The 16,621-nt window shown below is 39.0% G+C and carries 7 protein-coding genes; all 7 read left to right on the forward strand.

The features are described 5' to 3' along the window. Positions 1-332: FecR family protein (locus tag C4S61_RS20885; RefSeq protein WP_146064468.1), on the forward strand; the 332-nt coding region annotated here is incomplete at its 5' end. Between the two features lie 150 nt (positions 333-482). Next, entirely contained in the window at positions 483-3,914 is a 3,432-nt protein-coding gene (locus C4S61_RS20890; RefSeq protein ID WP_103926726.1) for a SusC/RagA family TonB-linked outer membrane protein, read from the forward strand. Positions 3,915-3,932: 18 nt separating this feature from the next. Further along, complete coding sequence (locus C4S61_RS20895; protein WP_103926727.1) at positions 3,933-5,639, forward strand: RagB/SusD family nutrient uptake outer membrane protein; 1,707 nt, start codon at positions 3,933-3,935, stop codon at positions 5,637-5,639. 376 nt (positions 5,640-6,015) lie between these two features. Next, positions 6,016-7,242 (forward strand): hypothetical protein, encoded by a 1,227-nt coding sequence (locus C4S61_RS20900; RefSeq protein ID WP_103926728.1) that lies wholly within the window; start codon positions 6,016-6,018, stop codon positions 7,240-7,242. 226 nt (positions 7,243-7,468) lie between these two features. After that, on the forward strand, positions 7,469-10,789 hold the full coding sequence (locus tag C4S61_RS20905) for a VCBS repeat-containing protein (protein WP_103926729.1): 3,321 nt from the start codon (positions 7,469-7,471) through the stop codon (positions 10,787-10,789). Positions 10,790-11,501: 712 nt separating this feature from the next. Further along, positions 11,502-14,687 (forward strand): DUF7133 domain-containing protein, encoded by a 3,186-nt coding sequence (locus tag C4S61_RS20910; RefSeq protein ID WP_103926730.1) that lies wholly within the window; start codon positions 11,502-11,504, stop codon positions 14,685-14,687. Between the two features lie 97 nt (positions 14,688-14,784). Next, on the forward strand, positions 14,785-15,954 hold the full coding sequence (locus C4S61_RS20915) for an FG-GAP repeat domain-containing protein (protein WP_146064469.1): 1,170 nt from the start codon (positions 14,785-14,787) through the stop codon (positions 15,952-15,954). Positions 15,955-16,621 lie beyond the last annotated feature (667 nt).

Here is a 16,621-nt window from a genome sequence, read left to right on the forward strand (position 1 = left end):
ATGGAGATCAGGTAACCTTGGATCCCAATGAAATGCTAGTCATGGAAAAAGACGGAAAATTTTCCAAGACAGGATTTGACCCCATGGATGTCACCGGATGGAAGGACAATTATCTGGTATTCAAAAGTGCCAAATTTTTGGAAGTAAAGAAAAAGCTGGAACTCTGGTATGGTGTCCAAATAACATTTAAAGGAAACCCGGATAAGGATTGGACCTACTCCGGTGTCTATAAAGACGAAACGCTGGAAAACGTATTGCGTGGAGTCTGCATGACTTCGGGAATGACTTTTAAAATCGATAAAAAGCAAATAACCATCACCAACCCAAAATAATATGAAAAAGGCCAACACTAACACCAGTTAACAAAGAAGGCAGGAACTGTTCTTGGCGGAACAGGATCCTGCCCTGTGAATGCCTCTATCAAATTGGAATCCGAGGGAGGCATTAGTCCAAGTATTTCTACACTTAAACCATTTAAAATTATGGAATATAATTTACGCAGACAACTGATTATGCTGTCCAAACGATTAATATATGCTTTCGTGTTTCAGCTAGTTCTATGCACCGTCATATTTGCAAACACGGGTATTGCCCAGCGGAAAACCATTGAGGAAGTGAAGGTTTCTTTAAATCTTAAAGAGAAGTCACTTTCACAGTTTTTTAAGCAGGTGGAATCCAAAACGGATTTTAAGTTTACCTATACGAATAATCTGGTTGATCTGAGCCAAGCCATTACGGTCGTGGAGAATAATAAATCGCTCTACGATATTTTGGTTGTGGTTGCCATGCAGACCCATTTGAATTTTGTACAGGTCAATGAGAATATTCATGTGAAGGCCAAAAAAGGAAACTCAGAAGATAAAGCCGTTGAAGTTGTCCAAAAAGCAGACATTAATGTAAAGGGGGTGGTGAAAGATGCTACTGGGCAACCCCTTCCTGGGGTTACAGTTTTGGTGAAGGGAACTACAATAGGTACAGCAACAGAATTAGATGGAAGTTACACTTTGACTGCCCCAGAAGGAGCTGTGTTGGTTTTTTCTTTTGTTGGCTATGAAGTCCAAGAAATCACTATTGGAAATCAGTCTACAATTGATGTTACCTTAAAGGAAGATGAAACCTCTTTGGATGAATTTGTCGTTACCGGTTATACAGGGCAATCTGAGAGATCAATTACCGGTTCGGTAGCAACTATTAAGGCTGATGAATTGGTGAAAAATCCAGCGACAAGCGTGGAACAGCAATTACAAGGTAAAATATCCGGGGTAAATATAACGACTTCTGGCAATCCAGGAGGGGGTGCCCAAGTGCGAATTCGAGGATTGAGCAATTTTGGCAATAGAAGCCCATTGTATATTATCGATGGAGCACCATCAAGTGGGGGCTTAAGTGACATTAATCCTGATGATATTGAAACTCTTTCCGTATTGAAAGATGCTTCCGCAGCCTCTATTTATGGTGCTCGTGCGGCAAATGGGGTAGTGTTGATTACCACAAAAAAGGGTAAGCTTGGACAGCCTGCGAAAGTAACCTATAACAGTTATTTTACACTTGATACTGATCCTGGAAAACTAGATGTACTCAATGCTCGACAATGGGGAGAAATGGAATGGAGAGGCCAAAGAGCGGCGGTTAGAGGTACAAGTGTTGAGTCTAACTTTGCGCCTAGTCATCCAATTTATGGTAATGGCCCTAACCCTGTAATTCCTGAATTTATAAATGGGGATCCCACTATACCCTATGATTCAAAAACTAATCGTATTATGCGTTCAGCGGACACTGATTGGTATGATGCTATTTCTCGACCCGCATTTGGCCATAGCCATAATTTAAGTGTACAGGGGGGGGGCGAAACTGGTAGATATGGGTTGTCCTTTGGTTATCTGAACCGAGAAGGCACCTTGATAGAAAACAGTTATCAACGCTATAGTACGCGATTGAATACTGAGTTCTCAATTTTAAAAAATCGTCTACGGTTGGGTGAGAATTTAACGATAGCTTATTCCGAGAATAATGGTCTTGGAGGTATTGGTGCTGACAGACAAACATATCATCCTTTAATACCTGTTTATGACGAAGGAGGTAACTTTGGAGGTACCTTAAACGGTATTCTGGGTTTGCAGACTAATGTCGTTAATCCCGTAGCCAATCTAATTCGACGCAAAAATACTATAGGCAGAGGGTGGCGTATTTTTGGAAACGCCTTTTTAGAAGCAGATATCGTATCAGATCTCACTTTTAAATCAAGTATTGCTATTGACTATATCCAAAGCAATAATTCGAATTTCAATCCAGAAAATGTGGAGGGGGGCAATCCGGGCAACTCATTAAATGAAAATTCAAGTTGGCAGACTGCCCTTACCTGGACTAATACTTTAAACTACTTAAAGAACTTTGGGAGTCATAATATTGGGCTTCTTGTAGGTACAGAGGCGATTGAAATAGTAGGTGCTTATATAAGCTTTTCCGGAACCAATTTTTTTACCGAGGACTTAGATTTTGTTTCAATAAATACTTCTGGTAAAACACTTAGTGTTAATGGCAGTGGCACGGGTCGTAAATTGGCTTCCGTATTCGGGAAATTGGATTATACATACAAAGATAAATATTTCATAAATGCTACGATACGTCGTGACGGTTCATCTGCTTTAGGCCCCAATAGACGCTTTGATGTGTTTCCTTCTTTCGGGGCAGGCTGGATTATCTCCGGAGAAAATTTTTTGTTGGATAATTCTTTCATAAACCTTGTAAAATTAAGAGCAGGATGGGGAGCTGTAGGCAATCAAAATAGTTTGGGGAATTTTAGTTATTTTCCAAACTTCTCACAAGACCCTAACTTTACGTCGACTGGCTATGACATAACGGCCTCTAACAGCGGAAATCCGGCCAATGGAATAGCATTATTGAGCAGAGGAAATCCTAATTTAAAATGGGAAAGTTCGCAAACGCTCAACATTGGGTTGGACTTTTCACTTTTTGATTATAAATTTTCCGGATCGGTTGAATGGTACGACCGGAGAACCAAAGATTTGCTCTTACAACCACCAGCACCTCTCTCAGCAGGTATCGCTTCCCCATCTTTTGTGAATTTAGGTGAGATTCAGAACAAAGGAATAGATTTGAGTTTAGCCTACAACGGCAATGTGGGCGCCTTGGATGTGGGTGTGTCAGGAATTGTATCGGCGTATAAAAATAGTGTATTGGACCTAGATGGAAATCCAGAATCCTTTTTGCAAGGTCCAGGTGGCAATCCTAATGTCATAGCTGCCCGGACGGCGGTTGGTAGAGAGATTGGTTCTTTCTATGGCCTTATTGTAGATGGTGTAATTCAAGAGGGAGACAAAGCAGGTAATTTTAATTTCCGTGACCTAGATAATAATGGCATTATCAATTTTAAAGATCAAGATTTTATAGGTAGTCCTCATCCCGATTTTACCTTTAGCCTAAATCTCACAGCAAACTATAGAAATCTTGATTTTACTGCATTTATTAGGGGTTCTCAGGGGAATGATATATGGGCATATTCTAAGCTTTTTACGGACTTTCAATTTAGATCGGGAGTGAACAGAAGCACTAGGGTCTTGGACGCTTGGAGACCTGATAACCCTTCCAATTCCTTGGCTGAATTCAATTTGAATACGTCGAATAGTAATTTACAGGCGTCAAGCTATTATGTAGAAGATGGATCATATGTTAGATTACAAACCATCCAAATCGGATATACCTTTCCTAAAATAGGCCTCGGTATCGAAAAGCTTAGAATTTATTTGCAAGGTCAAAATTTATTTACCATTACAAATTATAGTGGTATAGACCCTGAAATTGGTGAAAATGGGGGTTTGGAACTAGGTGTGGATAGAGGAGGTACATATATTGTACCCCGGTCTTTTCTATTAGGAATCCAAGCATCACTATAATATTAAAAAACTAAAAAAATGAGAAAACGAAATAATTTACTTAAAAGCCTTGCTGCGGCAACTTTTGTATTTACCTTACTACTAGGCTGTTCGGAAGATTATTTAGATGTCAGCCCAAAAGGTGTCCTGACTCCTAACGTTCTAGCTTCTGTAAATGGACTTGATGCCCTGTTATTAGCTGCCTACGGAGGTTTGGACGGTCATACCGGCGGTGCAACCAATTTAGGTTGGCAAAATGACCATACTAATTGGTTGTACGGAGAAGTAGCTTCCGATAACGCTTTGAAGGGTTCTACTATAGGGGATCAACCTGATATGAATTTATTGGAGCAGGGACAGATGTCACCTAGCAGTCCATATATGGATGCCTTATGGGGTTCTATTTATGAAGGGGTAGCACGCTCCAATTCCGTTCTTCAAATTCTATCGATGGCCGAAGGTTTGAGCGATGCGGATCAAAACAGAATAGCAGGTGAGGCTCGTTTTTTAAGGGCGCATTACCATCACTATGGAAGAAGGTATTTTAATCGGATACCCTATATCGATGAAACGGTGACAGATTTCCGCGTTCCCAATGATCACGATATTTTTCCAGAAATCGAAGCAGATTACAAATTTGCAATAGAGAATCTTCCGCTTAATCCAACCCAAGTAGGTAGAGCACATCGTTCCGCAGCACAGGCATCCTTGGCAAAATTGTATATGGACAAAGGTGATTTTGCTAATGCTAAGCCCTTGTTGGACGCTATTATCAATAGTGGCAGATACAAATTATTCGATAATTATAATGATAATTTTGTAATGGATTACGAAAAGGATATTACCAATACTGAATTTATTTTCCAGATTCAATCACTTAGTAGACAGGGTGAATTAAATGGAAGATTAGTGAATGGAATAGCCCAATTACATGGGTGCTGTGGTTTTTTACAACCTTCCCAAAATTTGGTTAATGCACATAAGACCGATACTAATGGATTACCATTATTGGATACCTATGATGACATAGACCTTGGCAATGATCAAGGTTTAGAAACTGCCCAACCTTATACGCCTCCAACCGATAATTTGGATCCAAGACTTGACTTTACTGTAGCTAGAAGAGGAATACCGTTTCTCGATTTTAAAATCAGTTTAATTCCTGGCGATCCCAATCTATTTCCGGGAAAAAATTATGTAGTGGATCAATTTACTTATGGACCTTACAGGGCTAAGAAGTTTTTACCCACTAAGGCCGAGGTTGACGGGGGCTCATTTATTGGAACATCAAGTATAAACTATAGCATACACAGATATGCCGATATTCTTCTGTTAAGGGCCGAAGTAGCTGTTGAGGAAAATGACTTGGGTACTGCGTTGGATTTGGTGAACAGGATACGTAACCGGGCAAAAAATGGCAAAGTTGTTCGTTTTGCCGATGGAACACCTTCAGCCAACTATGTAATTGAACCTTATACTACATTTCCAAACCAGGATTTTGCACGTAAAGCAGTGCGGCATGAAAGAAGATTGGAATTGGCACTTGAGGGCTTTCGATGGTATGATCTGGTGCGATGGGGCATTGCGAAAGAAACCATCCTAAATTATTTTAAAACAGAAGACCGTCCTTTGTTAACAGCCTTGGGAACTTTTACTTCTGATTTTCTTCCAATTCCTTCCAACCAGATTGATATCACTAGGGATGATGGTGGTAATCCAACATTGGTTCAAAATCCGGGATATTAAAAATGGTGGAATAATAAAAGACGGATTTATTTGAAAATGTAAAGAGACGATACAAAAGTTGTGTCGCTATTCATTAACAAACATTTCTTGTTCTCTCAATACTCAAAAGCTTCTAAATAAATGAGAATTATATGGTATTTGGATTCTAAGAAGAAAATCTGTTGAACTCATAAGTAAACCGCAGATCGATTGGAATGGGGATGGTAAACTAGATAATGGTTTTGGCGTTCAAATTGAACGAGACAGTTTTAAAGTTTCAGAATTGGGTACTGAAGGAGTTTTCTGGAGCAGGAGCTTTTATGGACTTAATTGACGACTGAATTATATTGAATATAAATTTTGAAAGCGAAAAAATTGACAAATTAAATAAAAAAGTATGGATAGACGATCTTTCATTGCCTCTTCAGGAATTGCAGGAACCATAGTTACTATCTCACCTTTTAGCATGCTTGCTAGTAACAACAATGAAAAAAATCAATTTGCTGATTTACTAGAGACTCTAAGGAAACATTTGGTTAGTTCATTTGAACAGTCGAAGGTGCTATTCGATGATAACCTCTTGTTACATTCACCGTGCGTTAGTGAAACTTATCGTGGAATTTGGCCCGATGATTTTTTGTATCCTTTAATTATGAAAGGTGGGCTTTACGAGCAGGAGGAATTAGACCGAATTGTAAAATTTCTGACAACCAGCATTGTCGATTTACAATATTTTCCCGATCGTGTAGAAGTAGACGGAATGCCAATTATGCTACCTGGAGGTTTAAACCGCCCCCATGCAAGTAAAATGCCCATACACCTACCTGCGGCTTGGATTCGCTTAATTGATAATTTAGAAAAATGGGGAGCAAATATTCCCAGAAAAACGGATTGGGCAAAAATATTCAAAAGAAGTATTGATGATGTTTCCTTCTCCTGCGGATTGTCATATGTTGATCCGCAACATCCTAGAGTCGGCTTTGGATTTCATGACCCGGAAGCTATTACCGGTTTCGAACTAATGAGTAGTTTGGTTCTTCATTTTGGCCTTAAAAGGGCTGTTCGTTTATTTAAGGGTCATATTGATGAATCAGAGATTAACAAATGGACCCTATTATCAGAAGGTATATTTAATAATCTATACCGTTTATATGATAAAGAACAGGGGGCTTTTTTTGCAGGCTCCAAAGATTGCCATCAAATAAATGTTTGGGGTAATGGACTCGCTTATTGGTTAGTTGAACCCGATAAACAAAAGACTATTGCAGAATATTATTACAAAAACAGAGAAGCGATTTTCATGAAGGGATTTACCCGACAAATTGCGGAACCGGAAGGATGGCAACGACATTTTTTTCCTTCAGAAGTGGGAAGTTACACGAACGGTGGTTTCTGGACAGTTGGCACTGGATGGGTGCTGCCAGCCATTGCCGATCAAAATCCGGGTTTTGCTTTAGAGATTGCGGAAGAGTTGGTGGCCAATCTGGTTAAATATGAATTTAGGGAATACATAAATGCAGATGGAACCGGTGGAGGTGCTACTGGTTTTCTGGCTGCGATAGCAGTGCCCATGATGGGACTAACTGCTATCATCGATAATAGACCATTTAGCGATTTTTTCTAGCATTTATAAAGTCCATGCAAAAATAATTTGAAAAAATAAAGTGCATAACTATGGATATTATTGGATTGATCGCATTGAGAATTTTAAAGGTGTTTTCTTGTCAAAGGTGTTGCCTTCTCAAACCGATGTTGTGTCCAAAGTTATAACCATGGTTTATCAGGAAAATAATTGTAGAAGCTTTAAATAATATCGTGAAACGCTTAAAAATCTTTAGAATTAAATAGAAATGTTTAAGTATTACTGTTGCATATCACATATTGTTATTCTAGGCTTTTTTGGTGGATGTGGAAAAGAGCACTACCACCGAAATTTTGTACTTACAAATTCATCTGAAACTGGGTTGGATTTTCAAAATAATTTGACCGAAGATTCTGATTTTAATATTTTGAATTACCCATACTACTATAACGGTGGAGGTGTATCTGTAGGCGATATCAACAATGACGGATTAGATGATATCTTTTTCACTTCCAATCTTGAATCAAACAGGTTATTCCTCAATAAGGGAGATTTGGGATTTGAGGATATTACAGAAAAAGCAGGCGTCGGTGGGCAATATGATTGGTCCACTGGCTGCACTATGGTAGATATAAATGGAGACGGATTTCTTGACATCTATGTTTGCAACTTAGGTAATTATCAAGGTAAGACTGGGAAAAACGAATTATTCTTGAACAATGGAGATGGAACATTCACAGAAGCAGCTTCCACTTATGGCCTAGATTTCAGTACATTTTCGACACAAGCTTTGTTTTTCGATTATGACAGAGACGGAGATTTAGACATGTATCTGCTTAATCACGCCATCCATACAATCAATTCCTATGTGTCACGAAATAAAATAATGAACAAATTTGACACGATGAGCGGTGATAGATTATTGAGGAATAATTTAGATAAAGGGGAGTTGACATTTACCGATGTTACCTTTGATGCTGGAATCCAATCCAGCCCTGTCGGATTTGGTCTAGGAGTGGCAGCATCGGATATCAACAATGATGGTTGGCCTGATTTATACATTTCAAATGATTTTCACGAAAACGATTACCTCTATATCAATAACGGAGATGGGACATTCAATGATGTACATTCTAAGTGGATCGGTCACAGCAGTAAATATTCCATGGGGAATGATATTAATGATGTAAATAATGATGGCCTTCCAGATATTATAACGCTCGATATGCTGCCTGAATTACCGGAAGTACTTCAGAAATCAATGGCTGAAGATGATTATAATTTGCGGGAGATAATCTTAAACAAAGGATATGCACCACAGTTATCAAGAAATACTCTTCAATTAAACCGGAATGGTATTTTTTCTGATGTTGCACCGATTATGGGAGTTTCAGCAACTGATTGGAGTTGGTCTCCATTATTTGCCGACTTGAACAACGATGGGTATAAGGACTTATATATTACCAATGGAATATATCGAAGGCCAAATGACTTGGATTATTTAAACTATACTTCTAACAACGCGGTTCGATCCATCATTGACCTCAAAGATTCCTTAATGTCACAACGGTTAATAGCATTAATGCCTCAGTTAAAAATATCCAACAAAGCGTATATAAATAAAAATGGGGAATACTTTGAAGATATAACCAATAATTGGGGTCTGAAGATTCCTTCATACTCAAATGGTGCTGCATATTCTGATTTAGATAATGATGGGGATTTGGAATTAATAGTCAATAATATAAATGAAAGTGCATTTCTATTTGAAAATAAGATTAATGAAAAGCAGCCCGATCAAACCTATTTAAAAATTGCGTTGAAGGGAAAGGATTTTAATTCCATGGGTATTGGAACAAAAGTTATTATTAAAAATAAAGGTAAGACCTATTATCAGGAACAGTATCCGGTACGGGGATTTCTGTCTTCTGTAAGTCAAATTTTGCATTTTGGTTTAGGGACATTAAAACAAGTGGATTCCTTATGGGTGATTTGGCCAAGAGGTAGCTATCAATTCCTTGATAATGTTGATACAGGTCAAATATTGACAGTAGATGAGGGCGATGCAAGTGGTGATTATTATTCCAAGACAATACATATTGAAGAAAATAAGCGATTTTTTCATTATCTAGATACCGTTCCTTTTCAATATAGCCATCAAGAAAATGATTTTAACGAAGTATTTCATGAAAATCTGAATTTAAGAAGATTTTCTTCAGAAGGTCCTGGTATTTCTATAGGTGATGTTAATAATGATGGTCTAGAAGACGTGTTTTTGACAAATGCTCAAAACTTTAAAGATCGTTTATTCATTCAGCAAAAAGATGGTAGTTTTTATGAAATCTATCAAGAGGCATTTGAAAAAGACAGTTTGTACGAAGGTGTGGATGCTATTTTTTTCGATGCAGACGGTGATTCTAATTTAGATCTTTATGTTGCCTCTGCAGGAAATGAGTATAAAAATGGTGAATTGCCCCTTATGGATCGCCTGTATCTGAACAACGGTAAAGGAAATTTCACAAGAAAAAAGGATGGACTTCCAAAAATATTTGCAAATAGTTCATGCGTAATACCCGCCGATTATGATAAAGATGGAGACTTAGACCTTTTTATAGGAAGTAGGGTAATTGCTGGCAATTACGGAGTATCTCCGAAAAGTTATCTTTTGCAAAATGATGGTTACGGAAATTTCACCGAAGTTCCTTTGCCTAAGGAAATCGCCTATATGGGTATGGTGACCGATGCTGTTTGGGTAGACTTCGATGCCGATGGCTGGTTAGATCTTGCTGTTGTGGGAGATTGGATGCCAATTACTTTCATAAAAAACCAAAAAGGCAAGTTTACGACTTCATCCATGAGCTCAATTGAAAAAACTAATGGCTGGTGGAACTGTATAATATCAGGTGATTTTGATAATGATGGCGATATAGATCTGGTTGCAGGTAATTTTGGTTTGAATACTAGATTAAAAGCAACTCATGATGAGCCGGTTAGGATATATCTCAAGGATTTCGATAATAATGGAAGTCTTGATCCTATAATGACCTATTATGTTGATGGCAAAGAATACCCCTTAGCAACAAAAGACAAGTTAAGCAGTCAATTGAATTTTTTCAAAAAAAAATTCCCTACCTACAACTCCTTTTCGGGAACTACTTTGGAAAAATTACTTAGTCGGGAACAATTGGATGGTGCCATTATTAAGGAAGCAGTTGAATTGCAATCCATTTATATAGAAAATATAGGGAATAACAAGTTTAATACCCATGCGTTGCCTATTGAGGCGAATTTTTCACCCGTAATGAGTATAGAATCAAAGGATATAAATAAAGACGGATTAAAAGACATAATACTCGCGGGTAATTTTTACGGTTTTATGCCTAGTGTGGGTAGGCAAGATGCTAGTCAAGGTTATTTACTTTTGAACGGTGGAAACAATTCATTTTCAACAGTTGAGCATACTAAAAGCGGAATTTTGTTGGAGGGGGAGGTAAAAGAGATGAAATGGATAAGACTTGCAAACGGGCGTGAAGGATTGATTATTGCAAGAAACAATGAGGATATTGTAATATTGGAATTAAATAAATAGAATAATGTCATTAAGTTATACTTGATAGTTAAAATCTTACAAATAACACGACAAAATGAACCTTAAAAATACTCAATATAACTTTTGGATATTAGCCTTAATGGATCAGTTAGTGTTTTGACAGGAGAGCTATATCCTGCTAAAACAAAATATTGTGGATATATATTATATTGTGACAATAAGAAAAATTAATCAAAATCTTTGGTTAACTATTGAAGTGTTCTAAAAGGAGGTGATGGGATAAATAAAGTTTATTAAAATAGTTATAAAATTTGGGAAAAAACATTTGAAGATTTTGAATTTAGCGATCTTTTTAGTTTGATCCGGGATTAAAATACTGATTTGATCAACAGCGGCATTCAATATGGGCTCATTATCGAAGGCAATAATATCATTGGATACCGAGCAGATACTGGAAAAGGGTATTGAAGAGATATTTATGACGTGCACCGACCAAGCTTGTTGGGGGTGATCTTGATAAGGCACAATATCTCCTGAACGAGGATGGTTGTAACAGTTACATTGTTAGAGGTATCGAATACAAGCACGAATTATATATCAATGGGGTCAAGACTGCCGAGTATTTCGAAAAGAACCCAGAAATTCCGTCAAAGGGCGTTATTGTATTGAACAGTGTCGGAAATGTGAAAATCGAATTTAAACTTTATCGAGCTTTAGAATAGGGAAATCATTAATATTTAAATAACAAAAAATGAAACTTAATAAGTTATTACTTTTATATGGCCTTGTCATAGTGTTAACCAGCCTAGGATGTAAAGATAAGTCACCAATCTTCGAAACTGGGGATGCTGCAGGAAACGAATACTCCGATTACGAGCGTAAGACACAGTCCTTAAGGACAGAAATATTTTCCCCAGAAAAGGAATTGGCCGGGTTCCAGGTTCCCGAAGGCTTCGTTGTGGAACTGGTGGCCAGTGAAAGAGACGGTGTTGTCAACCCTATCCATATGGCATTTGACGATGCCGGTAGGTTGTGGACACAGACTGCTAAGATGTACCCCTTGGATCCAGTTGCCAATCTCCAGGGAAAAGATTTGTTGAACTTGATAAATGACAGTGAAGCGAGGCTTAAAGATCCCAACTTTAAGAGAATATTGGATCTATATAAGGGGAAGACAAAAGGAGACGATAAAATACTGGTGCTTTCCGGTCTTTATGGTAAAAATAAAGTAAATACCCATATTTGGGCGGAGGGACTAACTATACCGCAAAGCATTATGCCCTATAAAAACGGGGCTTATGTTGCCCAAGGTTCCGAACTCTTTTTCTTGGAGGATACGGATAAGGATGGAAAGGCAGACAAACGAACGCCTTTGTTCACTGGATTTGGTATTACAGATACACACACCATGGCACACGTACTTGTTCGTGGTCCTGGGGATTGGATCCATTTTAGCCATGGAGCTTTGAACAAGGGCGAGGTAAGTTCGCTTGTGAGCGATGCTAAGGTTCGCATAGATTTCAGTAAAATTGCACGTTTCTCCTTGGACTCGAAAAGGATAGAACTAGTCAATTCCGGGCTGAATAATATTTGGGGCTATAAGCTTAGGGGAAATGGACAATGGTATGGGATAGAGGCCAATGACTTGGGTTTTTCCATCGTTCCCATGGAAATAGGAACCGGTTTTCCGGGTATAGGCAGCGAACGTCTACGTTCATACCAGCCTTGGATGCCGGAATTGCATAAATTTCGTGTAGGGGGAACCGGTATTTCGGGAGTTGCTTTTGCGGACGACCTAGAAGGGACCTTCCCCGAGGAATGGAAAGATGTGGCTTTCATTGCAAATCCCATTACCAGTTCTATCAACGCCGTTAGAATCGTACGCAATAGTGATGGTACCGTGACTGCTGAACATTTACCGGATTTTTTAACCTCAGAAGACGATTGGTTTAGACCTGTTAATATGGAGTTTGGCCCAGATGGGAGCTTATATATTGCCGATTGGTACAACAAAATAGTTTCCCATAATGAAGTAGCTACCACGCACCCTGACCGAGATAAATCACATGGACGTATTTGGCGGATCAGCCATAAATCTCAAAAGCCGTGGCCTATCCCTAATTTTTTTGAAGTAAAAACAACTGAGCTTGTAGCATATCTTAAATCTCCCTCTATTTGGGCAAAAAGGGCCGCATGGCACCAGATTAGCGACCGTCCTAATGCAGAGACTCGCCAGCTGGCCAAAGATCTTATATCACTTGCCTCCGATAGTTCGCAAGATGAGGAAACCCGTATAATGGCGCTTTGGTCCTTGGAAGGAATAAAGCATTACGACCATTCGTTAATAAAAGCCTTATTGGCAAGCCGACCCGATAACCTGAGAAGAGAGGCTGTCCGCTCTTTACAATCCTTTTCCTTAAGTGCTGATGAACTTGCATCTTTACTTACAAAGCTATCCTCAGACAGCAATCCAATGATTAGGTCTGAAGTGTTAAGGACTTTGGAAGCGGTAAAAATAGCTAATACAGAGACCATTGGCCTATTAGTCGCAGCCTGTAAGGAACCTCTAGAAGGAAATGCGATGGGAGGTTCCTATGAACGAAATTTTGAAAGATTTCTTGCCAGAAAGGCTCTAGAGAACTATCCAAAGGAACTATCGGTGTTTATTCGATCTCCTAAAGCTGTCCAATACGACATCTCTAATTTAATATGGGCAAGTCAGGCACTGCCAAAAGAAGAAAGGGAACAAGTCTTTGTAGATTTATGGAAGAAAACCAACAAGAAGGATTTGGATGAGGTGACATTCGTACTTGTAGCGGGAATGCTGGACAACAGGAATGTATTAAACATTGTTCTGCCAATCTTAGAAAATGAAAATAAGGCAGTGGCAAATGTTTCGCTCACCCTAAAAAATCTGTCCACAGTGCAATCAAAGGAATTGACAAAGGCGTTGAATAGACCTATAAAATATTTATTGAAAAGTGGGGACCGCCCGAAGCAGATGTTAGGATTGGAAGCCGTTGGAAAATTAAATATCCAAGGCTTGAGAAATGAGGTATTGCCATTGGTAGATGAGGCTTCTCCCCCCGAAATGATCAGATTGGTCATTTCCGCACTTAAAAACCAGCCTGTAGAAAACAAAGAAACATTCATCAAACTTGCAGGAATGGAAACTTTGGATATTGAACAAAGAGCTTCTTCTATTCAAACTGTTGCAATTGTTGATTTAAAGGCCGCTAATAACATTTTGGCTATCTGGGTACCTAAGTTGGATTTGGAACAAAAGAAAAAAGTCATCAACCTAATGGCCAATTCTAAAGAAGGTAGCAAGCTATTAAAACAGTTGCTCGGTGAGGAATTAATCAGTGCCAACGAATTCGATCTTTCAAGTGCAGAAAAAGTATTTCAATCCAACACAGCCGATGAAAAGGGAATACAACTTTTCGAGTTGGTGAAAAAACGAATCAAGGTGGAGAAAAGTGAATTAGAGTCTAATTTACAGCGATTTATGGCTATTGCGGATAGGGGAGAAGGAAACCCGAAAAATGGTAAGACTCTTTTCCAAACCTGTCTTTTGTGCCATGGTGTAGGCGATCAGGGATTTGATTTCGCTCCTGCTTTGGATGGATCGGCTTTACGCGAAAATGAGGCCCTGTTGACCGCAATCCTTGAACCTGATGCAGCAGTAGAAAGTAATTATTCTGTCTATCGGGTTACCAAGAATGACGGAAGCAATATAGAGGGATACCTAGTCAAAAAAGATGAAAGAGGCACCACCATTGGGTTTATGGGGGGCAGTAAACAGTTTGTCCAAGCTTTGGAAATTAGATTCGAAGGTTATTTGGAAGGTCGTTCTTTTATGCCCAAAGGTCTGATAGATAATTACTCGGACGAACAGGTTTCTGACCTCTTGGCATATATAAAAACATTAAAATAGAATTAGAAACTCGATGATACATTTTAAACACATTTTATCAATTTTACCATGCTTTTTACTGGTTCCGCAGTCCATTTTATGGGGCCAGGTAATCGGAGTGCCACCAAAAACAGTAACTTTTGATAAGGTACACTTGTTGGACAGGTATGTTTCCGAGGGGGCATCGATGGGCGATATAAATATGGATGGGCATATGGATATTGTGGCAGGTCCCCTATGGTGGAAAGGTCCGGACTTCAAGAAGGCGTATGCCTATGCACCGGTAAAATATTTTCCGATTATCGGTCCGGGTCTGGAAGGGTATTCTACTAACTTTTTTACATTCCCTTCACATATTGATGGAAACCGATGGATAGATATCCTTCAAGTAGGTCTTCCGGGGACAGATAGCAAATGGATCAAGGACCCTGGTAAGATATCGATACCTATAGATGAAATCGTGGGAGAACCACAGTACTTGAACGCCCTGGCGAATGTTTGCCATGAGTCTCCAGTTTTGGTGAACATAATCGGAGATGATAAAAAGGAACTTCTCGCTTTCAGTGAAGGACGATTGGTCCTTGGTATCCCCTGCAAAGATAATGGGGAAGATTGGCTTGTTCTTCCTATTTCTGAAGTGGACCCTAAACGTTTTCCTGTGTATTCCCACGGATTGGGTTCTGGAGACATCAATGGGGATGGCCTGCCGGACATTGTTGAAAGAAGCGGATGGTGGGAACAGCCCAAGAATTGGGACAGATCTTCTCTGTGGAAGTATCATCAATATCCATTTTCCCCAGGAACGGGAGGAGCTCAAATGTACGCTTTTGATATCGATGGTGATGGCGATAATGACGTGGTTACGTCCATGGACGGTCATGGATATGGGCTTTCCTGGCATGAGCAAATAGGGGATAAATCCGAGATTCACTTTAAGGAGCATATAATAATGACCGATAGGTCTGAAGATAATCCCTATGGGGTATTTTTTAGTCAATTGCACGCTTTGACGGTTGCAGATCTAGATAATGACGGCATACTGGATATAATTACAGGTAAATCCTATTATGCTCATAATGGGCGTGATCCAGGTGCTGAAGATCCGGCAGTTTTGTACTGGTTCAAAACCGTAAGACATACGGATGGTTCGGTAGAATTTGTCCCTTACATGATCGATGATGACTCGGGGGTGGGGAGACAGATTTCGACGGGTGATCTAAATAATGACGGGAAAATCGATATTGTGACTTCTAATAAAAAAGGAGTCTTTGTCTTTATCCAGAAGTAGATGCTAGAAAAACAAGAATCATTCTAAAAACTAAAAAATACAATAATAACCAGATACTTAAGAATGATTCCCAAGGCTAGCCAATAAATTAAACGCTTTATTATAAGCATGTTACAATTAAGTCCGTTTGCAGGATTAAACCTGCCAATTGGAGCTGCTACATTTGATTGGACAGTAAGTTAAGCCCCTTAACTTAGAATTAATGAAAGATATGAAAAGTAGAAGTTTAGACAAGAAATTTAAGAAGATTGTTGTCGAGCTTCACAAGAATGCTAAATCAACCACGCTTTCCGCAGGCGCTATCGGATCGAATACAGGACCGGTACGGAACACCCACGGCAAAGTATTACTGATAATAATGGCAACTTGGATTTCATACTGTATAAACGAAAACTGCCAACCATACCCGCTTAGCATGTGCTGAAAGACGAATAAATTGCCTTTAATCACCTCAAATCAAAATTTTTGGGCTTTAAAAAAATACCAGGATAAAAGTATTTTTTAAATATTATGGGGTCATTTTTCCTCTTTACCTACTCTTTATATTAGAAGATTGTATCCCTCTGACGAACTGCATCTTGATGCGCTTTGAATTCTGAGCTAAAGTTGCGGGATGAAAAAGACGAGTATCGAAACCTACTATGAGCTGTTTTACAGATGGCAGCGA

Source organism: Algoriphagus boritolerans DSM 17298 = JCM 18970 (assembly GCF_900108085.1).
Lineage (GTDB): Bacteria > Bacteroidota > Bacteroidia > Cytophagales > Cyclobacteriaceae > Algoriphagus > Algoriphagus boritolerans.